Genomic DNA, 21,965 nt, shown 5'->3' on the forward strand with positions numbered 1-21,965 from the left:
ATGGCCGGAAAAATCCCGCTGCAGGTCGTGGACGAGGTCTCGCTCTACGTTTCCGAGAAGAAGGTCTACCCGCGCGAGCAGGACGGCCGTTTCCAGCGGCTGCGCAAGGCTGCGGTGATCTGGCTGCTGGGCATGTACTACGGCTTCGCGTGGCTGCAGTGGGACGACCGCCAGGCGGTGCTGTGGGACCTGCCGGCGCGCAAGTTCTACGTGTTCGGCCTGGTGTTCTGGCCGCAGGACTTCTTCTACCTGGCCCTGCTGCTGATCATGGCGGGCCTGTCGCTGTTCTTCTTCACCGCGATTGCCGGGCGACTGTGGTGCGGCTACGCCTGTCCGCAGACGGTGTGGACCGAAGTTTTCCTGTGGATGGAGCGCTGGGCGGAAGGCGACCGCAACAGGCAGATGAAGCTCGACGCCGGCCCCTGGACCCGCAACAAATGGCTGCGCAAGAGCGCCAAGCACACGATGTGGCTGGTGTTCGCGCTGTGGACCGGCTTCACCTTCGTCGGCTACTTCACCCCCATCCGCGACCTGGCCGAACGCGCCTGGCCCTTCGCCTGGGGCGGCTGGGAAACCTTCTGGGTGCTGTTCTACGCGCTGGCGACCTGGGGCAATGCCGGTTTCCTGCGCGAGCAGGTCTGCAAGTACATGTGCCCCTATGCGCGCTTCCAGAGCGCGATGTTCGACCGCAACACGCTGATCGTGGCCTACGACCTGCGCCGCGGCGAATCGCGCGGCGCCCGCCGCAAGGGCAGCCTGGCCAGCGTGCTCGAGCGCGCCCGCGGGCTGCTGCCGGTGGACGTCGCCACCAGCGCGGTGGTCGCCGCCGCCCAGCACCGCAGCGCTGCCGACCTGCAGGCCGGCGCGCGCGCCACCACCGGCCTGGTGGTGGACGCGCCCAGCGGCCTGGTGGCTGCGCCGGTGGTGGCTTCACCGGAAGACCTCGGCGACTGCATCGACTGCACCCTGTGCGTGCAGGTCTGCCCCACCGGCATCGACATCCGCAATGGCCTGCAGTACGAGTGCATCGCCTGCGGCGCCTGCGTGGACGCCTGCGATTCGATCATGGACAAGATGGGCTATCCGCGTGGGCTGATCCGCAACACCACCCAGAACGCGCTGGAAGGCAAACGCTCGCGGGTGATCCGGCCGCGCGTGCTGATCTACGGCGCGCTACTGCTGGCGGTGTTCGCCGGCTTCGTGTTCGGCATCCTCAACCGCACGCCGCTGATCCTGGACGTGATGCGCGACCGCAACGCGCTCTACCGCACCGCCGCCGACGGCAGCATCGAAAACGGCTACACGCTGCGCATCGTCAACAAGGACGTCGCGCCGCGCGTGTTCACCGTTCGTATCGAAGGCCCGGACGGCATCGTGCTGGTCGAGGCCGGCGCCACCCATCCCGCCGCGGCCGAAGAAGTGCTGACGGTGCCGGTGACCCTGCGCGCGCCGGCAGGCGTCGCGAAGGGTCGCATCGACCTGCGCGTGATCGTGGAATCGGACGCCGGCGTGAAGGCGGTCGAGGAAACCCGCTTCTTCGGGCCGTTCTGATGCCGGACCCGCGAACCGAACGCAGGTTCAACCCGGTCGTCTGGCTGGTGGTCGGCATTCCGGTCGCCACCGTCGTCGCCGGCATCTGGACCCTGATGCTGGCCGCTGGCGACAGCGCCACCGACGCCCATCCCGACGCCGTGCGGCGCATGGCCCAGGTGCAGCAGGCGTCCACCGACGCCGACGAGACCGCGGCCCGCGAAGGCCTGACCGCCCGGGTCCGGATCGGCCGTGACCAGGTGCTGGTCAGCGTGCTGCCCACCGCCGGCACCCGCGCGCCGGTCTTGATGCTGCGCCATCCGATCGAATCCAGCCTCGACCGCGCGCTGGCGCTGTCGCCGAATCCCGGCGGCTGGCGTTCCGGCGAAAGCCTGGCCGCGGCGCACGGCTGGCAGCTGCAGCTGGTGGCGGCCGACGGCCGCTGGCGCCTGGTCGGGCGCTATCGCCCGGGCGATACCGAGCTGGTGCTGCGCCCGGCGCTGGCGCCGCCATGAACCGCGCGCTCGACACCGGCTGCTTCCACTGCGGCGAAGCGCTGCCGACGGCACCGGTGCGCGTGACCCTGGACGGCGCGGTGCAGTCGGTCTGCTGCGAAGGCTGCGCCGCGGCGGCCGCCTGGATCCGCGACGCCGGCCTGGGCGACTACTACCGGCTGCGCCAGACGCAGGGCCCGCGCGTGGCGGCCGATGCCGTGGACTTCGCCGCCTGGGACCGCGAGGACGTGCTGGCCGGCCATGCCGTCACCCTGCCCGAGGGCCGCGAGATCACCGTCGTGGTCGAAGGCCTGCGCTGCGCCGCCTGCGCCTGGCTGGTGGACCGCGCGCTCAGCCGCGAGCCCGGCGTGCGCTCGGTGGTGGCCAATGCCGTCACCGGTCGTGTGCGCATCGGCTGGGACCCGACGCGGACCCTTCTCTCTACGGTGCTTTCGCGCCTGTCCGCCCTGGGCTACCGCCCGCACCTGGCCCGCGGCGACGCCGCCGAGCGCGAGCGCCGGCGCGAACGCAACCGCTTGATCGCCCGCCTGGGCGTGGCCGCGCTCGGCGCGACGCAGGCGATGATGTTCGCCGAAGCGCTGTACCTGGACACCGCCGGCGAGATGTCGCTGGCCACGCGCGACTTCTTCCGCTGGATCACCTTCCTGGTCGCGACGCCGGTGGTGTTCTATTCGGGCTGGCCCTTCCTGGCGGGCATGTGGGTGGAGCTGAAGCACCGCCGCCCCGGCATGGATACGCTGGTGGGCAGTTCGGTGCTGTTGGCCTACGTCGCCAGCCTGGTCGAGACGCTGCGCGGGGGCGCCCAGGTCTGGTTCGACGCGGCGGTGATGTTCGTGCTGTTCCTGCTCGCGGCGCGCTTCCTCGAGCTGATGGCGCGGCGCCAGGCCAGCGCGCGCCTGGACACGCTGGCGCGCGCGCAGCCCGCGCTGGCCTGGCGCCTGACGGCCGCGGGACGCGAACAGGTGCCGGTCACCGCGCTGATGCCCGGCGACCGCGTACATATCAGCGCCGGCGATGTGGTGCCGGCCGACGGCGAACTCCTGGACGCGCCGACCCAGGTGGACGAGTCGCTGCTCACCGGCGAATCGGTGCCGGTGCCGAAAGCCCCGGGCGACGCCCTTTATGCCGGCAGCCTGTGCCGCGAATGCCCGGCGACCCTGCGCGTGCAGCACACCGGCAGCCGCACCCGACTGTCGCAGCTGGCGCGCACGGTAGAACGCGCGCAGGCGCAGCGCCCGCGCGTCGCGCGGCTGGCCGATGCGGTGGCGACGCGGTTCGTGAGCGCGCTGTTCGTGGTGGCGGTCGGCGTGTTCGCCTACTGGTACGGCGCCGCACCCGAGCGCGCCTTCGAGATCGCGCTGGCAGTGCTGATCGTCAGCTGCCCCTGTGCGCTGGCGCTGGCGGTGCCGGCGGCGCTGGCCAGCGCGCACGGCGCCCTGTCGCGTCGAGGCGTGCTGGTGCTGGGCGCGGACGCGCTCGACAGCCTGGCCGACGTGGACACCGCCCTGCTCGACAAGACCGGCACCCTGAGCCTGGGCCAGCCGCGGCTGCTGGCGGCGACCGCACTCGACGGCGGCGACGCCGAACCCTGGCGCCGCATCGCCGCGGCGCTCGAACACGGCGCGCGGCACCCGTTCGCCGCGGCCTTCGACGTGGCCGGTGTCGCTCCCGCCGAGGGCGTGCGCACGGTGCCGGGCCAGGGCATCGAAGGCCAGATCGACGGAACCACCTGGCGGCTCGGCCAGGCCGGCTTTGCCGCCGGCCGCGACGACGACGGCGCGCTCTGGCTCGGCGACGGCCAGCGCGCCGCGGCCCGCTTCGTGCTCGCCGATCCGCTGCGCCCCGAGGCCGTCGCCGTCATCGCCACGCTGAAATCGCTCGGCATCACGCCGCGCATCGTCAGCGGCGACGGCGCCGCCGCCGTGGCGGACATCGCCGCGGCGCTGGGCGTCGACGACGCCCGCGCGCGCCAGTCGCCGGAGGACAAGCTGGCCGCGGTGCGCGCGCTGCAGGCCGCGGGCCACCGCGTCCTGGCGGTGGGCGACGGCATCAACGACGGCCCGCTGCTGGCCGGCGCCGATGTGTCGGTGGCGATGGCTGCCGGTGCGCCGCTGGCCCAGCGCGCCGCCGACCTGGTGCTGACCGGCGCCTCGCTGGGGCGCATTCCCGAAGCCATCGTGCTGGCCCGTCGCACCCGCACGATCATCCGCCAGAACCTGGGCTGGGCCCTGGCCTACAATCTGCTCGCCCTGCCGTTCGCGGCGATGGGCGGGGTGACGCCGGGGCTGGCCGCGCTGGGCATGGCCGCGTCGTCCCTGGGGGTCACCGCCAACGCGCTGCGCCTGGGCCGGGAGCCCAAGACCGTCGAATGAACATCCTGCTCGCCCTGGTGCCGATCTCGCTGCTGCTGCTGCTCGCGGCGATCCTGGCCTTCCTGTGGGCGGTACGCCGCGGCCAGTTCGACGACCTCGACACGCCGGCGCTGGACATGCTCGGCGACGACGAACGTCCTGCGCCCGCGCCCGACGCCGAAGACCGGACCTGATGCCGGTCGACCTGCTCACCCTCACGGCCGCGCTGCTGACCGGGCTGATGGGCGGCCTGCACTGCGCGGCGATGTGCGGCGGCATCGCCACCGGCCTGGCGGCGCAGCATCCGCGCGGCGGCCTGGCCACGGCGGTCGCGCTCAACGGCGGGCGCATCCTCGGCTACACGCTGGCCGGCGCCATCGTCGGCGGCTTCGGCGGCGGTCTGCTGGCGCTCGCCCGTTCCGACGGGCTGGCGGTGGCGCTGCGGGTGGCGATGGGCGCGGTGCTGCTGCTGGTCGCGGCGCGGCTGCTCTGGCCGCAGCGGCTGGGAGCACTCGGCAAGGCCGGCGCCTGGCTGTGGCGGAAACTGCAGCCGGTGCAGGCGCGGGTGCTGCCGTCGTCCGGGCCGCTGCGTCCGTGGGTGCAGGGTCTGTTCTGGGGCTGGCTGCCCTGTGGCCTGTCCACGACGGTGCTGGCGGCGGCCTGGCTGGAAGCGGACGCGCTGCACGCCGCGCTGCTGATGCTGGCCTTCGGCCTCGGCACCACCGCGACGATGATCCCGCTCACCTGGAGCGGCGCACGCCTCGGCAGTTTGTTGGCGCGGCGCGGCTGGCGCGTGGCCGCCGCGGCGCTGGTGGCCGCGGCCGGCCTGCTGACGATGCTGGGACCCTGGCTGGCGGCGCAGCCGGCCCTGCATTCGGTGCTCGAGGCGTTGGGCTGCCGGTCCCTGCCCTGAAGGTCGACGCCTCGGTCAATCCCTGGCGGCGACCGGATGCACCAGGGCTTCGAGCCGCACCGCATCGAGGATCTTCAGCTGGCGGCCGCGCACGGCGATGATGCCGTCGTCCTGCAGCTTGGTCAGGGTGCGGCTGACGGTTTCGATCACCATGCCCAGGTAGCTGGCGATGTCCTCGCGGCTCATCGGCAGCATGAACATGTCGGCCGGGCGGCCGAGCAGCTTGTAGCGTTCCGACAGGCCGTGCAGGAACAGCGCCATGCGCTCGTTGGCGTGGCGCCGTCCCAGCATCTCCATGTGGCCCTGGTCGCGGTTGATGCCCTGGCCGATGATGCGCAGCAGCTGGTGCTGCAGGCCGGGCACCTGCGAGCAGATGTGCTCGAGCTGGCCCAGCGGGATCTCGCAGACGGTGGCGCGGGTCAGGGCCTCGGCCTCGCAGGCGTGTTCGCCGCGGCCCAGCGCATCCAGGCCCATCAGCTCGCCCGGCAGGTGGAAACCGATGACCTGCTGATCGCCGTCCTGGTTGGTGGCGACGGTCTTAAACGCGCCTTCGCGCGCGACGTACAGCGAGGCCAGCGCCTGGCCGGCGCGGAACAGGGTTTCGCCCTGCTCCAGCGGACGCCGGTTGCGGACGATGTCGTCCAGCCGGTGCAGGTCGTCACCGCCGATGCCGGCCGGAAGGCACAGCACCTGCAGCGAACACTGCGCGCAGCTGCGGCGCAGGCCTTCGAGGTCGAGCCCGTCGGCGGCCATGTCCGCGCCTACTCCGCCGTCCAGCGCTTGAGCCAGGCGTTGACGGTGTCGTGCCAGAGCACACTGTTGTGCGGCTTGAGGATCCAGTGGTTCTCGTCGGGGAAATACAGCAGCTGGCTTTCGACGCCCTGGCGCTGCGCCGCCGAGAACGAGGCCAGGCCCTGCTCGACCAGCACGCGGTAGTCGAGCTGGCCGTGGATCACCAGCATCGGCGACGTCCACTTGTCGATGTGGTTGCGCGGGTTGAACTGTTCGTAGTTCTGCGGCACGTCGATGGCGCTGCCGCCGTTCTCCCACTCGCTGAACCACAGCTCTTCGGTGTTGATGCCCATGATGCGGGTGTCGAACACGCCGGCGTGGTTGACCAGGCACTTGAAGCCGTCCGGCCAGTTGCCGGCGATCCAGGCCACCATGTAGCCGCCGTAGCTGCCGCCGAGCGCGCAGGCGCGCTGGCCGTCGAGGAAGGCGTACTTTTCCTGCGCCGCGGCGAAGCCCTTCTTCAGATCCTCCAGCGGGCGGTCGCCCCAGTGCTGCGAGATCGAGTCGGTGAAGGCCTGGCCGTAGCCGGTGGAGCCGTGGAAGTCGATCATCACCACCGCGAAGCCCTGGCCGGCATAGGTCTGCGGGTTCCAGCGGTAGTGGAAGTTGTCGCCGAAGCTGCCCTGCGGGCCGCCGTGGATCAGGAAGGCGACCGGATACTTCTTTCCTTCCTCGTAACCGACCGGCTTCACGACATAACCGTGCACGGTCTCGTCGTTCCAGCCCTTGAAGCTGAACTGCTCGTAGTCGCCGAACGCGAGGTTGGGCAGCACGTCGGCGTTCGCCCGGGTGATCTGGCGTTCGCCGCTGCCGTCGGCGCGGGCGACAAAGGCCTGGGCCGGCGACTTGAGGTTGTCGCGGGTGTAGGCCAGCGTGTCGCCGCGCAGGTCGAAGGCGCCGACCGTGCCGCCGGCGATGACCTTGTCGGCCTTGCCGCTGGCGATGTCGATACGGAACAGCGGGTGCGTGCCGATGTCGTAGGCCTGCGTGTAGATCGCCTTGCCGTCGGCAGAGAGCGCGATGCCGTCCGCGGAGCGGTCCCAGTCCGGCGCGATCTCACGGGTCTTGCCGCTGCCCAGGTCCATCGCCATCAGCGCCAGGCGGTCGGCTTCGAAACCAGGGCGCTTCATCGCGCGGTAGTAGAGCGTCTTGCCGTCGGCGCTGAACACCGGGCCGGTATCCATCGCCGGGTTGGCTTCGGTCAGGTTCTGCGGCGCGCGACGCGCGCGCACCCAGGCGCGGTAGAGGTCGAAGTTGGTGGACCAGGCTTCGGTCCTGCCGGCGATGCGCACGCTGAACACCAGCGACTGGCCGTCCGGCGCCCAGGCGTATTCGCCGGCGTCGCCGAAGGGCTTGGACGGCACGTCGCCGTCGATGCCGGTGCTGATGCGCACGGGCTCGGCGCCGGCCTTGCCGTCGGCGCCCAGGGGCGCGACGTACAGCTGGTTGCGGCGGCCGTCGGCCCAGGTATCCCAGTGCCGCACGAACAACTTGTCGTAGAGCTGGCCGCTGGCCAGCGGCTTGCCGTCGAGCTTCTTCTTGGTGCAGGCCAGGTCGGCGCAGTCGGGGAAAACCTCGAAGCTCAGCGCCACCGAGCGGCCATCGGGCGAGAGTTTGTAGCTGCCGACGTCGAGCGGATAGTCCGTGACCTGCACGGCCTCGCCGCCGGCCACGGCCTGGCGCCAGAGCTGCTGCGAGCCGGACTTGGCGCTGAGGAAATAGACGCTGGCGCCGTCGGGCGAAAACGCCGCGCTGTTGACGCTGAAGCCTTCGGCGGTGAAACGCACCGGCGGCGCCGCGTCGCGCGCGAACAGGTCTTCGATCCACAGTCCGGTGCTGGCCTTGTTGGCGGCGAAATCGACTTCGCGCACGGCCACCACCAGCTTGCGGCCATCGGGCGAGAGCACCGGCGCCGACACGCGGTCGAGCGTGACCAGGTCGCGCACGTCGAAGGGTTTGGCGGCCTGGGCCGGGCCGGCCAGCAGCGCGGGCACCAGCAGGGACAGCAGCAGCGGACGTCGGGACATCGTTCGGTCTCCGGAAACGGTCCGCCATGGTAGGCAGGCCGTCGGGGCAACGCAAAGCCATCCGCCGGGAAAATGGTCGAATGGCGCGGCACCGCACGGAAAAACGGCGCCTCGCGGCGCCGTTCTTCTGCATTCCCTGAACGGATCAGGGCGCGGCCGGTGCAGCCTTGGCGCCGATGTGCCGGTCCAGGAAGCCCAGCAGGCGGGCGTAGAAGTCCATGCGGTTCTCCGGCTCGTAATAGCCGTGGCCTTCGCCCTTGTAGAACGTCGCTTCCACCGGCCGTCCGGCCGCCTCCAGAGCGTCGCGCATTCGCCGGGTGTGGATGGGCGGCGCGGTCTCGTCCTTCTCGCCCGCGGCCAGCATCACCGGGATGCGGATCCGGTCGGCCAGCAGGTTGGGCGACACCGCCTCCAGTCCTTCGCGGCCCATGGTCATCTCCAGCAGGCCCTGGGTGATGTTGTGATCCAGGGAGTCCTGCTTGTAGCGCTGCGCCAGGTCGTACACGCCGACGTTGCCGACGGCGCACCGGTAAAGGTCCGGTTCGCGCACGGCGCCCATCAGCGCCGCGTATCCGCCGTAGCTGGCGCCGTAGATGCAGATGCGGCGCGGGTCGGCGATACCCTGCTCGATCGCCCAGCGCGTCGAGTCGGTCAGGTCGTCCTGCATGGCCTTGCCCCACTCATGGTAACCCGCCACCACGAAGTCGCGGCCGTGGTTGCCCGAGCCGCGGTAGTTCACCTGCAGCGTGGCGTAGCCGCGCGAGGCCAGCAGCTGCGCGTCGGCGTCGAACAGCCAGGTGTCGTAGATGCCCATCGGCCCGCCATGGGGGAGGACCACCAGCGGCAGGTTCTTGGCGTCGACATTGTTGGGCACCGTGAGGTAGCCCTGCAGCGGCGTGCCGTCGCGCGCCTTGAGCGAGACCGGCTTGCGCGCGGCCATCTGCGTCGGATCGATGTCGACGTTGTAGGCCATCAGGAAATCGGCGCGCTTGGCCTTGTAGTCGAACAGGTAGACGTCACCGGGAATGCGGTCGCCGCGCACGATGAACAGGCCCTTGCTGCCGTCGTCGGTGGCGCGGCCCAGGGTGACCAGAAGCCCCGGGAAGCTGGCCTGCAGGCTGCGGTGCAGCTTGGCCGGCGCACTGGTGGGATCGAAGTACTGCGTTCGCGGCAGGCCGTCCATGTAGACCACGCCGAACGGCGTCTCGTCGAAGGGCGAATACAGGATCATCCACGGATCGCTGTTGTCGTCTTCCGCCACCAGGGCCCGCTGGCCCGTGGCGGTGTCATAGCTGTAGATCGCATCCGGCTTGTCGTCGCGCTCGGACTGCAGGTAGGCGATCTTGTCGCCCGGCGCGAAACCGATCGGACGCACGTTGAGGCTGGTCTTGGCCTGGTCGTTGACGAGCTTCCATTCCGCCTCGGCGCCATCGCGGTAGTAGAGCTTGGCGTCGCCGTTGGCGTCCATGCCCAGCGCGAAGCGGGCCTCGTCCTTGCTGTCGAGGTAGAAGTCGGCCTGCGACACCGGCGCCTTCGCGACGACGCGGCGGTAGCCGTCCATGACGTTCAGCCGCTCGAGCTTGGTCTCGGGAAGCGTCTTGCGTCCGGAGGCATCGTCGTACAGGTAGGGCGAGGTCTGGATCAGCACTTCCTTCGGCGACGACTCGAAGCGGTCGACCACGCGGGCGAACACCAGGCCCGCCTGGCGCTTTCCGGCGCGGGTCGCCTGGGCACCGAGCTGGCTCAGCAACACCTCCGAATGGGATCCGTCGGCGTTCATCGCGAAGACTTCGCCCCGGCTGCGTGGCTCGCTGAGCGCGCCCACCTGCTTGGCCACCGAGTAGGTGATGCGCTCGTCGTTCGCCCAGGTCAGGGACGTGATGACAGTGTCCCTGCCGTGGTTGATGCCGCCGGCCGGGGTGCGATCGGACAGGCGCACGACGATCAGGGCCGTGCGGTCCTTGTTGCGCCGGGTGAAGGCCAGGTACTCGCCGGTGGGCGAAAGTTCGATCTCGGTGATCGGATCGTGCTTGACGAACTGCTCGATCGGGGGCGGATTGGCGGCGGTGGCGGCCACCGGAACAGCGCCGGCCGCCAGGGCCAGCAGGATCATCATCGAAGCACGCATGCTCGGTTTTCCGGCGAACCGCAGGGACGCGGCCGCTCAATTCTGCCGCAGAACTTCCAGGGTTTGTGTGACCCCGGTCCGCCAATCCGGCAGTTTCAGGCCAAAGTCGGCGGCCAGCGCCGAGGTGTCGAGCACCGACCAGGCGGGGCGCCGGGCCCGGGTCGGGAACTCTGCCGTGGTGATGGCCTCGACCCGCGGCGCCCGGGCGATGACGCCCATCGCCGCGGCCCGGGCGACGATCTCGCTGGCGAAGTCGAACCACGAGGCCTGGCCGCCGGCGGCGAGATGCCAGGTGCCGGTGGCGTCGGGGCGCGCGCGCAGCGCCTGCGCCGTCGCGTCGGCGATCCAGGCGGCGGGCGTCGGCGTGCCGTGCTGGTCGGCGACCACGCGCAGCAGTTCGCGCTCGCGCGCCAGGCGCAGCATCGTCAGCAGGAAGTTGCCGCCGCGCGGGCCGTAGACCCAGCACAGGCGGAAGATCTTGTGCGCGGCGCCGCTCTCGCGGACCGCCTGTTCGCCCGCCCATTTGCTGGCGCCGTACACGCCCAGCGGCGCGGTGGCGTCGTCTTCGCGATAGGGGCGGCGGGCGCGGCCATCGAACACGTAGTCGGTGGAGAAATGCACGATCGGCAGGCTGGCCTGCGCGCAGGCGCGGGCCAGGGCGGCGGGCGCCTGCGCGTTCACGCGCATCGCCAGCTCGGGTTCGTCCTCGGCGCGGTCGACCGCGGTGTAGGCGCCGGCGTTGACCACCAGGTCGGGCGCGACCCGCGCGACCAGGGCCGGCAGGGTCGCCGGGTCGGCCAGGTCCGCGGCCTCGCAGGCGTCGCCGTCTGGCAGCTGCCCGCTGCGCGTGGTCGGAACCACCTCGCCCAGCGGCGCCAGGCTGCGCCGCAGTTCGGAACCGACCTGGCCGTTGCCGCCGACCAGCAGGATCTTCACGGGGTGTAGACCGGCAGCCGTTCTTCGGCGATTTCGGCCAGGAAGGGCGCGACGGCGTCCTTCTCCGACAGCAGCGGGTCGCTCACCGGCCAATCAATGCCCAGGCTCGCGTCGTTCCAGCGGATGGTGGCGTCGGCCGTGCGGTCGTAGTGCGCGGTGACCAGGTAGCTGAACAGGGCGCGCTCGGACAGCACCGCGAAACCGTGAGCGAAGCCTTCGGGGATCCAGAGATGGCGCCGGTTGTCGGCCGACAGCAGGACGGCGGTGGACTGCCCGAACGTCGGCGAGCCGCGGCGGATGTCCACGGCGACGTCGTAGACCTCGCCTTCGAGCACGCTGACGTACTTGCCCTGCGGATTGGGCCACTGGTAATGCAGGCCGCGCAGCACGCCGCGCGTGGACGAGGAGACGTTGCTCTGGACGAACTGCGGCGCCAGGCCGTTCTGCAGGAACCGCGCCTGGTTCCAGCTTTCGTAGAAATAACCGCGTGCATCGCCGAACACCGCCGGCTCGATCACCAGGCAGCCCGGCAGCCCGGTCTCGATCACTTTCACTTGACCACTCCGCGCTGCACCAGCGACTGCAGGTACTGGCCGTAGCTGTTCTTGGCCAGCGGTTCGGCCAGCGCCAGCAGCTGCGCGTTGTCGATCCAGCCGTTGCCCCAGGCGATTTCCTCGGGGCAGCAGACCCGCAGGCCCTGGCGCGCCTCGATCGTCTCGATGAAGTTCGAGGCCTCGAGCAGCGACTGGTGGGTGCCGGTGTCGAGCCAGGCATACCCGCGGCCGAGCTGCTCCAGGTGCAGGGCGCCTTCGTCGAGGTAGCAGCGGTTGAGGTCGGTGATCTCGAGTTCGCCGCGCTGCGAGGGCTTGAGCCCGGCGGCGAAGTCGCTGGCGCGGCCATCGTAGAAGTACAGGCCGGTCACCGCGTAGCTGGACTTGGGCCTGGCGGGCTTTTCTTCCAGGCCCACGACCCGTCCGCCGGCGTCGAACTCGGCCACGCCGTAACGCTCCGGATCGCGCACCCAGTAGCCGAACACCGTCGCGCCGTGGTCGCGCGCGTCGGCGCGGGCGAGCAGGTCGGTCAGGCCGGTGCCATGGAAGATGTTGTCGCCCAGCACCAGGCAGCTGGGCTGGCCGGCCAGGAAGTCGCGGCCGATCAGGAATGCCTGCGCCAGGCCGTCGGGGCTCGGCTGCACGGCGTACTGGATGTCCATGCCCCATTGCGAACCGTCGCCCAGCAGGCGCTTGAAGAGTTCCTGCTCGTGCGGCGTGTTGATGATCAGCACTTCGCGGATGCCCGCCAGCATCAGCACGCTGAGCGGGTAGTAGATCATCGGCTTGTCGTACACCGGCAGCAGCTGCTTGCTGATGGCCTGCGTGATCGGATACAGCCGGGTGCCGGAGCCGCCGGCCAGGATGATTCCCTTGCGCGCCATGTCAGGCCTCCGTGCCGATGCGTTCGAGGCGGTAGCTGCCGTCCAGCACCCGCTTCACCCAGTCGCCGTTCGCCAGGTACCAGTCCACCGTCGCGGCGATGCCCTGTTCGAAGCTCACCGCCGGCTTCCAGCCCAGTTCGCCCTGGATCTTGCCGGCGTCGATGGCGTAGCGGCGGTCGTGGCCGGGGCGGTCCTTGACGTAGGTGATCTGCGACTCGCGCGGGCGGCCGTCGGCGCGCGGGCGGCGCTCGTCGAGCAGGGCGCAGAGCGTCTTCACCACGTGGATGTTCTCGCGCTCGGCATCGCCGCCGACGTTGTAGGTCTCGCCGACGCGGCCGGCCTCGAGCACGCGCCGGATCGCCGCGCAGTGGTCCTGCACGAACAGCCAGTCGCGCACGTTGCGGCCATCGCCGTAGACCGGCAGCGGCTCGCCGGCCAGCGCCTTCTGGATGACCAGCGGGATGAGTTTTTCCGGGAACTGGAACGGCCCGTAGTTGTTCGAGCAGTTCGTGGTCAGCACCGGCAGGCCGTAGGTGTGGTGGAAGGCGCGCACCAGATGGTCGGACGCGGCCTTCGACGCCGAGTACGGCGAGTTCGGGGCGTAGGGCGTGGTTTCGGTGAACTTTCCGGTGTCGCCCAGCGAACCGTAGACCTCGTCGGTGGAGACGTGCAGGAAGCGGAAGCCCTGCCTGGCCTCGCCCTCGAGCGACTTCCAGTAGTCGCGCGCGGCTTCGAGCAGGGCCAGGGTGCCGACCACATTGGTCTGCACGAAGGCGGCGGGGCCGTCGATCGAGCGGTCCACGTGGCTTTCGGCCGCGAAATTGACCAGGGCCGAAGGCCGGAACTCGGCAAGCAGGCGCGCCACCAGGGCGCGGTCGCCGATGTCGCCCTGCACGAAGTGGTGTTGCGGGTTGCCTTCGAGCGAGGACAAGGTGTCGAGGTTGCCGGCGTAGGTCAGGGCGTCGAGGTTGACCACGCGCACGCCCGAGGCCACCGCCTCGAGCACGAAGTTGCCGCCGATGAAACCGGCGCCGCCGGTCACAAGCCAAGTCTGCATTTCCACTCCGGACGGGTGCTGCGGGGGAAGGGGCGCGCCGGGTGCGCGCCCCGCCGGATCAGAACGGGATGTCGTCGTCCGGGAACGGGTCGTCGTTGCGCGACGCCGGCGCCGAGCCGCCGCCCGAACGCGAGCCGTAGTCGCCGCCGGAGCGGCCGCCGCCGTAGTCGCCGCCACCGCCGCGCGGGCCGCCGCGGTCAGCGCCGCCGGCCGCACGGGCCGGGCGTTCGGCGCGTTCGCCGCCGCCGCGCTGGCCGCCGCCCTCGCCCGGCATGCCGCCGAGCATCTGCATCTCGTTGGCGACGATGTCGGTGGCGTATTTCTCGACGCCGGACTTGTCGGTGTACTTCTCGGTGCGCAGGGAGCCTTCGATGTAGACCTGGCGGCCCTTCTTCAGGTACTCGCCGGCGATCTCGGCCAGGCGGCCGAAGAACTTCACCCGGTGCCACTCGGTGCGCTCCTGCTGCTCGCCGTTCTTGTCCTTCCACGCCTCGGTGGTGGCGACGGAGATGGTGGTGATGGCGCTGCCGGACTGGCTGTAGCGGACCTCGGGATCGTTGCCGAGGTTGCCGACCAGGATGACTTTGTTGATGCCGCGGGCCATGGGGCTTCCTTGAGAGGGGTGGGGCGGTTCCAGCCCCGGATTATAGCCGGCCCACCCTGCCCCGGCCCGGCCGCCCCGGGCCATCGGGAAAGGCCTGGGCCCCGGGTCGGAGACCGGCTCATTCCGATGGGGCATCACCTGATTGCAAGGCTTCAGTAGTGCCCGGCCGGCAATCCCCATAGGTTCGCTCTGAATTATGCTCTCCATGAAAGCCAAATATGCCCTCCGGGCCCTCGCCACCCTGGCCCTCCACGGGCCCGGCCAGCTGCAGGCGCGCCGGATCGCCCAGGACGCCGGCGTGCCCGGCAAGTTCCTCGAGGCCATCCTGGTGGACCTGCGCAACGCCGGCCTGGTCGAGAGCCGGCGCGGCACCCAGGGCGGGCACCGCCTGGCCCGCGACCCCGAGTCCATCACCCTGGGCGAGGTGGTCCGGGTCGTGGACGGCCCGATCGCGCCCATCCGCTGCGCCAGCATCACCGCCTACCGCCCCTGCGAAGACTGCCCCGACCCGGGCCGCTGCGCCGTCCGCCTGCTGATGGGCGAGGTGCGCACCGCCATGTCCGCCGTGGTCGACCACCGCAGCCTGGCCCAGTTCGCGCGCGACAGCGCCCGCCTGGCCGCTCCCCTTTCCCCCGCCGGACCCGCCGAGGAGGCCCCATGGATCCCCGCAAGCCCGTGACCGCCGCGCCATCGATCAGCCCGCAGGAGCTGGCCGTGCTCGAAACACTGCGCGCCACGCCCTACGGCAGCGTCGAAGTGGTGCTGCACCAGTCGCGCATCGTCCAGGTCGTAAAGACCGAAAAAGTGAAGCTCGATTCCGACACCGCGCCGGTCGCGCCGCCCTGAGCGACGCACCGGATCCGTTTCCGCCGACCAGACCGCTGGAGGCCGCCATGAACACGCATCCCTCTGGAGGCCCCATGCCACGCCACACCCTGCTTTCCCTCGCCCTGCTCGCCGCCATTGCCGCACCGGCCCAGGCCGCCGAACCCCTCACCGTCGAAGACCTGGCCGAACGCCTGCGCCTGCTCGAACAGCGCCTGGGCACCGCAACCCCGGCCGAGACCGGCGCCGACCCGGTCGCGGCGCTCGACCAGCGCCTGCGCATCCTCGAACGCCAGCTCGAGATCCAGCAGGAGGAAGCCGCGGTGCGCGCCACCACCGCGCCCGTGGTCGCCGTCGGCGACAAGGGCCTGTCGGTGAAGACGCCCAAGGGCGACTACGAGATCCGCCTGCGCGGCCTGGTCCAGGCCGACCATCGCGCCTTCCTCGGCAACGAGTCGCCGGCCTTCAACGACGGCTTCCTGTTCCGGCGCATCCGCCCGACCCTCGAGGGCAACCTCGGCCCGCTGATCGCTTTCCGTCTGACGCCGGAACTCGCCGGCGACAGCGCCACCCTCGTCGACGCCTACGTGGACGTGAAGTTCGACCCGCGCTACACGCTGCGCGTCGGCAAGCTCAAGGGCCCGGTCGGCCTGGAGCGGCTGCAGTCGGGCGGCGCCACCGCGCTGATCGAGCGCGGCTTCCCGACCGAGCTCGCGCCCAACCGCGACCTGGGCGTGCAGCTGCAGGGCGAGCTGGCGCGCGGCACCGTCACCTACGCCGCCGGCGTCTTCAACGGCGCGCCCGATGGCCGCGACGCGCCCACCACCGACCCCGACGGCGAGCTGGAATTCGCCGGCCGGCTGTTCTTCGAACCCTGGAAGAACGAAGCGAACGCACTGTCGGGCCTGGGCTTCGGCCTGGCCGGCAGCGTCGGCGACAAGGACGGCGGCGGCAACAGCTTCCTGCCGCGTTATCGCACGCCCGGCCAGAACGTGTTCTTCAACTACCGCGCCGCCGTGCTGGCCGACGGCCGGCATACGCGGATCTCGCCGCAGGCCTGGTTTTACCGCAATGCCTTCGGCCTGCAGGCCGAGGCGATCCGTTCGGAACAGGAAGTCAGCATCGGCGGTGTGCGCAGCGACCTGGCGCACGATGCCTGGCAGCTCACCACCAGCTGGGTGTTGACCGGCGAGGACGCGGGTTACCGCGGCGTGGTCAAGCCCAACCGCCCGTTCACCGGCGGCGGTGAAGGCTGGGGCGCGTTCGAGCTGGTCGCACGTTACGGCGAGCTCGACGTCGACGACGACGCCTTCGGCCTTTATGCCGACCCGAACCTTTCCGCGAGCCGTTCACGCGCCTGGGGCCTGGGCCTGAACTGGTACCTCACCAGCAACCTGAAACTGGTCCTCAACCACACCCGTGCGGGTTTCGACGGCGGCGCCACCGGCGGCCGCGACCGCGAGGACGAAAGCACCGTGTTCTCGCGCCTGCAGCTCGCGTTCTGACCCCCACCTTCCGGAGCACCGACCATGAACCGTTTCGCGAAAACCCTGCTCTTCGCCGCCTTCGCCCTCGGCACCGGCCTCGCCAGCGCCAAGGACATCACCCTGCTGAACGTCTCCTACGACCCGACCCGCGAGTTCTATTCCGAAGTGAACGCCGAGTTCGCCGCCGCCTGGCAGGCGAAAACCGGTGACACCCTCACCGTGCAGGCCTCGCACGGCGGCTCGGGCAAGCAGGCGCGGTCGGTGATCGACGGCCTGGAAGCCGACGTCGTCACGCTGGCCCTGGCCTTCGACATCGACGCCATCGCCGACAAGGCCAGGCTGCTGCCGCCCGACTGGCAGACGCGGCTGCCGCACAACAGCGCGCCCTACACCTCGACCATCGTGTTCCTGGTGCGCAAGGGCAATCCCAAGGGCATCCGCGACTGGGGCGACCTCGCCAGGCCCGGCGTCGCGGTGATCACACCGAATCCGAAAACCTCGGGCGGCGCGCGCTGGAACTACCTGGCCGCCTGGGCCTGGGCCAGCAAGGAATACCGCGACGGCGCCAGGGTGCTCGACTACCTCGGCAAGCTCTTCGCCAACGTGCCGGTGCTCGACACCGGCGCGCGCGGCTCCACCACCACCTTCGTCAACCGCGGCATCGGCGACGTGCTGCTGGCCTGGGAGAACGAGGCGCACCTGTCGCTGAAGGAAGCCGGCGGCGACGGCTTCGAGATCGTGGTGCCGAGCCTCAGCATCCTGGCCGAGCCGCCGGTGGCGATCGTCGACAAGGTGGTCGACCGCCGCGGCACGCGCGGCGTGGCGCAGGCCTACCTCGACTTCCTGTTCACCGACCGCGGCCAGCAGCTCGCGGCCAAGCACTTCTACCGCCCGGCCCTGCCGGACAAGGTGGATCCGACCGCGCTGGCGGTGTTCCCCCGGGTCCCGCTGGTGACCATCGACAGCGCCTTCGGCGGCTGGAAGAAGGCGCAAGCCACGCACTTCGACGATGGCGGCACCTTCGACCAGATCTACCGCCGCGGACGCTGATCGATGGCGAAAACGATCTCCACCGCCCTGCGCCAGTCCGGACCCCTGCCGGGGTTCGGACTGACGCTGGGCCTTAGCCTGGCCTGGCTGGGCCTGATCGTGCTGCTGCCGCTGGCGGCCCTGGTCTGGCGCGCCGCCGGCCTGGGTCTGGACGGCTGGTGGCTGGTGCTGTCTGACGAACGCGTGCTGCTGGCGCTGAAACTGAGCTTCGGCACGGCGCTGGCGGCGGCGCTGTTCAACAGCTTCGCCGGCACGCTGATCGCCTGGGTGCTGGTGCGCTACCGCTTCCCGGGGCGCGGCATCGCCGACGCGGTGGTGGACCTGCCCTTCGCGCTGCCGACCGCCGTCGCGGGTATCGCGCTCACCGCGCTGTACGCCGGAAACGGCTGGATCGGGCAGTACCTGGAGCCGCTGGGCCTGAAGGTGGCTTATGCGCCGCTGGGCATCGTGGTGGCGCTGGTGTTCATCGGGCTGCCGTTCACGGTGCGGACGGTGCAGCCGGTGTTGGAAGCCTTGCATCGGGAGCATGAGGAGGCGTCGGCTTCGCTTGGGGCCGGGCGGGTGACGACGTTCATCAGGGTTTTGTTGCCGCAACTTCTGCCCGCGATGGTGACGGGGTTCTCTTTGGCCTTCGCCCGCGGCGTCGGCGAGTACGGGTCGGTGATCTTCATCGCCGGCAACCTGCCCTACGTGTCCGAGATCGCGCCGCTGCTGATCGTGATCCGGCTCGAGGAGTTCAACTACGACGGCGCCACCGCGGTGGCGACCCTGATGCTGGCGGTGTCCTTCGTGCTGCTGTTCGCGATCAACCTGCTGGAACGGAGGCTTGCCCGTGGCCAGGCGCGCTGAGTCCTTCCGCGATCCGACCTCCGAGCCGGCCTGGGTGCGCCGCGGCCTGGTCGCGCTGGCCCTGCTGCTGCTCGGCGGGCTGGTGGTGCTGCCGCTGGTCGTGGTGATGGTCGAAGCGCTGCGCCTGGGCTGGCAGGCCTACGTGGCGGCCGTGATCGAACCCGACACCCTGGCCGCCATCAAGCTCACCCTGCTGGTGGCCGCGATCAGCGTGCCGGCCAATGCGGTCTTCGGCATCGCCGCGGCCTGGGCGATCACCAAATTCACTTTCCCGGGCAAACGCCTGCTGCTGACCTTCATCGACCTGCCGTTTTCGGTGTCGCCAGTGGTGGCGGGCCTGGTGTTCGTGCTGCTGTTCGGCGCCCAGGGCTGGTTCGGCGGCTGGCTGCGCGAGCACGAGATCAAGGTGATCTTCGCGGTGCCGGGCATCGTGCTGGCGACGATCTTCATCACCTTCCCCTTCGTCGCGCGCGAGCTGATCCCGCTGATGCAGCAGCAGGGCCGCGACCAGGAGGAAGCCGCGGCCTCGCTCGGCGCCGGCGGTTGGACGGTGTTCTGGCGCGTCACCCTGCCCAATACCAAGTGGGCGCTGCTGTACGGCGTGTTGCTGTGCAATGCCCGCGCGATGGGCGAATTCGGTGCGGTATCGGTGGTGTCGGGGCACATCCGCGGCCTCACCAACACGCTGCCGCTGCAGGTCGAGATCCTCTACAACGAGTTCAACTACGCCGCCGCGTTCGCGGTGGCCTCGCTGCTGGCGGGGCTGGCCCTGGTCACGCTCGGGCTGAAACTCTGGCTGGAATGGCGCCACGGCGACGCGCTCGCGCGCCGTGCGCGCGGACACTGAAGGAAGACACATGGACATCCGCATCGAAGGCGTGGGCAAGCAGTTCGGCGAAACCGCCGCCCTGCATCCCGTGGACCTGGTCATCCCCTCCGGGCAACTGGTGGCGCTGCTGGGGCCGTCGGGCTCGGGCAAGACGACCCTGCTGCGCCTGATCGCGGGCCTGCTGCCGGTGGACGGCGGCCGCATCCTGTTCGGCAATCACGACGCCACGCGGCTGTCGCTGCGCGAGCGCCGGGTCGGCTTCGTGTTCCAGCACTACGCGCTGTTCCCGCACCTGAGCGTGTTCGAGAACGTCGCCTTCGGCCTGCGCTGCCGGCCGCGCGCGTCGCGGCCGGACAAGGCCACGATCACCCGCAAGGTGGACGAATTGCTGGGACTGGTGCAGATGGCCGGCCTGCGCGACCGCCTGCCCGACCAGCTCTCCGGCGGCCAGAAGCAGCGCGTGGCCCTGGCCCGCGCCATGGCCATCGACCCGACCGTGCTGCTGCTGGACGAACCCTTCGGCGCGCTCGACGCCAAGGTGCGCGTCGAGCTGCGCCGCTGGCTGCGGCGTTTCCACGACGAGACCGGCATCACCACCCTGTTCGTCACCCACGACCAGGAAGAGGCGCTGGAGCTGGCCGACCGCGTGGTCGTCATGAGCCAGGGCCGCATCGAACAGGACGGCAGCCCCGACGCCGTCTACGCCGAACCGGCCACGCCCTTCGTGTACGACTTCCTCGGCCGCAGCAACCAGATCGCGGGCAAGGTGCTGGGCGGCGACTTCCGCGCCGGCGAGGGCGGCTCGGCGGTGCCTGCGCGCGATTTCGTCTCGGGCCCCGCGACCCTGTTCGCGCGGCCGCACGACATCGACGTGGTGGCGCCGGAGGCGGGCCTGCCGGCCACCGTCAGCGAGGTGCGGTCGCTGGCCGGACGGCTGATCCTGGAGGCGGCGGTGGACGGGCAGGCGCGGCCGGTCGAGGTGGACCTGCCCTACGCGGACCGGCCCGCACCGCAGCGCGGCGAGCGCATCGGGCTGGCGCTGCGCCGCTACCGGGTGTTCCCGTCCGCGTCGGCCTGAGCGCGCCGGCCCGGACGCCGGGGCCCGGCGCGCCGGTGCGGAACGCTTCGATGCGGGCGGGCCCGCGGGGCAAGCCCGTATAATCGCCGCATGTCCGCCCTCCCCCACACCGCCGCCCTGCCCGGCATCGCCGCCATCCAGGCCCTGGCCGCCGGCGAGATGGCCGCCGTGAACACGCTGATCCGCAGCCGCCTGGCTTCGGACGTGACGCTGATCAACCAGATCTCCGAACACATCATCGCCGCCGGCGGCAAGCGCCTGCGGCCGATGCTGGTGGTGCTGGCGGCCAAGGCCCTGGGGCACGGCGGCGCCAATGCGCACCAGCTGGCGGCGATCATCGAGTTCATCCACACCTCGACCCTGCTGCACGACGACGTGGTGGACGAATCGGACCTGCGCCGCGGCCGCAAGACCGCGAACGCGCTGTGGGGCAACGCGCCCAGCGTGCTGGTCGGCGATTTCCTGTACTCGCGCAGTTTCCAGCTGATGGTCGAGCTCGATTCGATGCCGATCATGCGGGTGCTGGCCGACACCACCAACCTGATCGCCGAGGGCGAGGTGCTGCAGCTGCTGCACGTGCACAACCCCGACACCGACGAGGCCGCCTACCTGCGGGTGATCGAGCGCAAGACGGCGGTGCTGTTCGCGGCGGCGACGCGCTTGGGCGCATTGCAGGCCGGGGCCTCGGAAGAGGTGCAGCAGCGCCTGCACGATTTCGGCATGAACCTGGGCCTGGCCTTCCAGATCGCCGACGACGTGCTCGACTACACGGCCGACGCCGCCGACCTGGGCAAGAACCTCGGCGACGACCTGGCCGAGGGCAAGGCCACGCTGCCGCTGATCCACGCGATGGCGCACAGCAGCGACGCGGTGCGCAACCGCCTGCGCGAGATTGTCGAAGCCGGCGACGCGTCGGCGATGCCGGAAGTGCTGGCCGCGATCGGCCAGACCGGCGGCATCGGCTACAGCCAGCAGCGCGCGGCGCACTATGCGGCGCTCGCCGAACAGGCGCTCGACGGTCTGCCGGACAACGAGTGGCTGCAGGCCCTGCGCGGCCTCGCCCACTACTCCGTCGCCCGCAACCACTGACTTGCGCCTTTGGCGCAAGCAGGTCCCGTTCTCGCGGGCGGTTGATCTGGCGTGCGCCGTCCCGCACACCTAGGGTCCCCTGCCCGCTCAATCGGCGCGGCGTCCTGCCCACCGATTCGCGGCCGCTACGGCATCCTGCCTTCGCTTCAGGGGACCCTAGGTGTGCAGGCCGTCGCCACGGAGCATCTTCGCGAGCCGAAGGGATAAACGCGTGCCCCTGAAGGCACGGAAGCTCGCAGATTGGCCCGCCTCGGTGGCGAGGGCAGGTCCGGGCGAGTCGCAAGTCAACGGCGGAGATGCCGAAGGCGTCTCCAATGCGAGCGTCTCTAGTTAGATAGCCCGGCCCGAAAGGTCCGCAGGCCGTCGTGCGTGAGGGCTCTTTCCGCGGCTTCGAAAACATGGACGTTTTCGAAGAGCCTCCATGGATGGATTCACGGCGTCCGCGGAAAGAGCCCTCACGTACGGCGGCC

General features: G+C 70.6%; 21 protein-coding genes. 13 read left to right on the plus strand and 8 right to left on the minus strand.

Translation table 11 applies throughout. The features are described from left to right. Genes E1B00_RS09875 through E1B00_RS09895 form a run of 5 tightly spaced genes read left to right on the plus strand, consistent with a single transcriptional unit; the run spans position 1 to position 5,309 of the window. The gene (locus E1B00_RS09875; protein ID WP_139448255.1) at positions 1–1,551 is read left to right on the plus strand and encodes a 4Fe-4S dicluster domain-containing protein; all 1,551 of its coding nucleotides are present in this window, start codon (positions 1–3) and stop codon (positions 1,549–1,551) included. Next, the gene (locus tag E1B00_RS09880; protein ID WP_139448257.1) at positions 1,551–2,045 is read left to right on the plus strand and encodes a FixH family protein; all 495 of its coding nucleotides are present in this window, start codon (positions 1,551–1,553) and stop codon (positions 2,043–2,045) included. Before E1B00_RS09875 ends, E1B00_RS09880 begins: the two co-directional genes overlap by 1 nt. Next, on the plus strand, positions 2,042–4,417 hold the full coding sequence (locus E1B00_RS09885; protein ID WP_139448259.1) for a heavy metal translocating P-type ATPase: 2,376 nt from the start codon (positions 2,042–2,044) through the stop codon (positions 4,415–4,417). Before E1B00_RS09880 ends, E1B00_RS09885 begins: the two co-directional genes overlap by 4 nt. Continuing rightward, a complete protein-coding gene (gene ccoS, locus E1B00_RS09890) occupies positions 4,414–4,590 on the plus strand; it encodes a cbb3-type cytochrome oxidase assembly protein CcoS (RefSeq protein WP_139448261.1) in 177 nt (58 codons plus the stop codon). The genes E1B00_RS09885 and ccoS overlap by 4 nt, the downstream gene beginning before the upstream one ends. Then, the gene (locus E1B00_RS09895) at positions 4,590–5,309 is read left to right on the plus strand and encodes a sulfite exporter TauE/SafE family protein (RefSeq protein ID WP_139448263.1); all 720 of its coding nucleotides are present in this window, start codon (positions 4,590–4,592) and stop codon (positions 5,307–5,309) included. Before ccoS ends, E1B00_RS09895 begins: the two co-directional genes overlap by 1 nt. A gap of 15 nt (positions 5,310–5,324) precedes the next feature. Here the strand turns inward: E1B00_RS09895 and E1B00_RS09900 are convergent, their stop codons facing one another. From E1B00_RS09900 to ssb, 8 genes are all read right to left on the minus strand, one after another. Beyond that, positions 5,325–6,062, minus strand: coding sequence for a helix-turn-helix domain-containing protein (locus tag E1B00_RS09900; RefSeq protein ID WP_139448265.1), 738 nt, complete (start codon positions 6,060–6,062; stop codon positions 5,325–5,327). Between the two features lie 8 nt (positions 6,063–6,070). Then, positions 6,071–8,128: a S9 family peptidase gene (locus E1B00_RS09905; RefSeq protein WP_139448267.1), complete on the minus strand. Its 2,058-nt coding sequence runs from the start codon at positions 8,126–8,128 to the stop codon at positions 6,071–6,073. 145 nt (positions 8,129–8,273) lie between these two features. Then, positions 8,274–10,256, minus strand: a complete 1,983-nt coding sequence (locus tag E1B00_RS09910; RefSeq protein WP_139448269.1) for an alpha/beta hydrolase family protein — start codon at positions 10,254–10,256, stop codon at positions 8,274–8,276. A gap of 36 nt (positions 10,257–10,292) precedes the next feature. Next, positions 10,293–11,192: a dTDP-4-dehydrorhamnose reductase gene (gene rfbD / locus E1B00_RS09915; RefSeq protein ID WP_139448271.1), complete on the minus strand. Its 900-nt coding sequence runs from the start codon at positions 11,190–11,192 to the stop codon at positions 10,293–10,295. Next, entirely contained in the window at positions 11,189–11,746 is a 558-nt protein-coding gene (gene rfbC, locus E1B00_RS09920) for a dTDP-4-dehydrorhamnose 3,5-epimerase (RefSeq protein WP_139448273.1), read from the minus strand. Before rfbC ends, rfbD begins: the two co-directional genes overlap by 4 nt. After that, positions 11,743–12,627 (minus strand): glucose-1-phosphate thymidylyltransferase RfbA, encoded by an 885-nt coding sequence (gene rfbA, locus E1B00_RS09925; RefSeq protein WP_139448275.1) that lies wholly within the window; start codon positions 12,625–12,627, stop codon positions 11,743–11,745. Before rfbA ends, rfbC begins: the two co-directional genes overlap by 4 nt. 1 nt (position 12,628) lies before the next feature. Continuing rightward, on the minus strand, positions 12,629–13,684 hold the full coding sequence (rfbB, locus tag E1B00_RS09930) for a dTDP-glucose 4,6-dehydratase (RefSeq protein WP_139448278.1): 1,056 nt from the start codon (positions 13,682–13,684) through the stop codon (positions 12,629–12,631). A gap of 58 nt (positions 13,685–13,742) precedes the next feature. Further along, entirely contained in the window at positions 13,743–14,288 is a 546-nt protein-coding gene (gene ssb / locus E1B00_RS09935) for a single-stranded DNA-binding protein (RefSeq protein WP_139448280.1), read from the minus strand. Between the two features lie 205 nt (positions 14,289–14,493). Between ssb and E1B00_RS09940 the strand changes: the two genes are divergently transcribed. The 8 genes from E1B00_RS09940 (at position 14,494) to E1B00_RS09975 (ending at position 21,495) form a co-directional block, all read left to right on the plus strand. Beyond that, a complete protein-coding gene (locus tag E1B00_RS09940; protein ID WP_220396268.1) occupies positions 14,494–14,967 on the plus strand; it encodes an RrF2 family transcriptional regulator in 474 nt (157 codons plus the stop codon). Beyond that, the gene (locus E1B00_RS09945) at positions 14,946–15,134 is read left to right on the plus strand and encodes a YezD family protein (protein WP_139448284.1); all 189 of its coding nucleotides are present in this window, start codon (positions 14,946–14,948) and stop codon (positions 15,132–15,134) included. Before E1B00_RS09940 ends, E1B00_RS09945 begins: the two co-directional genes overlap by 22 nt. Before the next feature lie 74 nt (positions 15,135–15,208). Next, a complete protein-coding gene (locus E1B00_RS09950) occupies positions 15,209–16,618 on the plus strand; it encodes an OprO/OprP family phosphate-selective porin (protein WP_246048649.1) in 1,410 nt (469 codons plus the stop codon). 24 nt (positions 16,619–16,642) lie between these two features. Further along, positions 16,643–17,650, plus strand: coding sequence for a sulfate ABC transporter substrate-binding protein (locus E1B00_RS09955; RefSeq protein WP_139448289.1), 1,008 nt, complete (start codon positions 16,643–16,645; stop codon positions 17,648–17,650). Positions 17,651–17,653: 3 nt separating this feature from the next. Beyond that, entirely contained in the window at positions 17,654–18,499 is an 846-nt protein-coding gene (gene cysT, locus E1B00_RS09960; protein WP_139448291.1) for a sulfate ABC transporter permease subunit CysT, read from the plus strand. Continuing rightward, a complete protein-coding gene (gene cysW, locus E1B00_RS09965; RefSeq protein ID WP_139448294.1) occupies positions 18,477–19,346 on the plus strand; it encodes a sulfate ABC transporter permease subunit CysW in 870 nt (289 codons plus the stop codon). The genes cysT and cysW overlap by 23 nt, the downstream gene beginning before the upstream one ends. A 10-nt stretch (positions 19,347–19,356) precedes the next feature. Further along, positions 19,357–20,406, plus strand: a complete 1,050-nt coding sequence (locus tag E1B00_RS09970; RefSeq protein ID WP_139448296.1) for a sulfate/molybdate ABC transporter ATP-binding protein — start codon at positions 19,357–19,359, stop codon at positions 20,404–20,406. A 90-nt stretch (positions 20,407–20,496) separates the two neighbouring features. Then, the gene (locus tag E1B00_RS09975) at positions 20,497–21,495 is read left to right on the plus strand and encodes a polyprenyl synthetase family protein (protein WP_139448298.1); all 999 of its coding nucleotides are present in this window, start codon (positions 20,497–20,499) and stop codon (positions 21,493–21,495) included. Positions 21,496–21,965: the final 470 nt, after the last annotated feature.

The sequence above is a fragment of the Arenimonas terrae genome (assembly GCF_006265115.1).
Taxonomy (GTDB): domain Bacteria; phylum Pseudomonadota; class Gammaproteobacteria; order Xanthomonadales; family Xanthomonadaceae; genus Arenimonas; species Arenimonas terrae.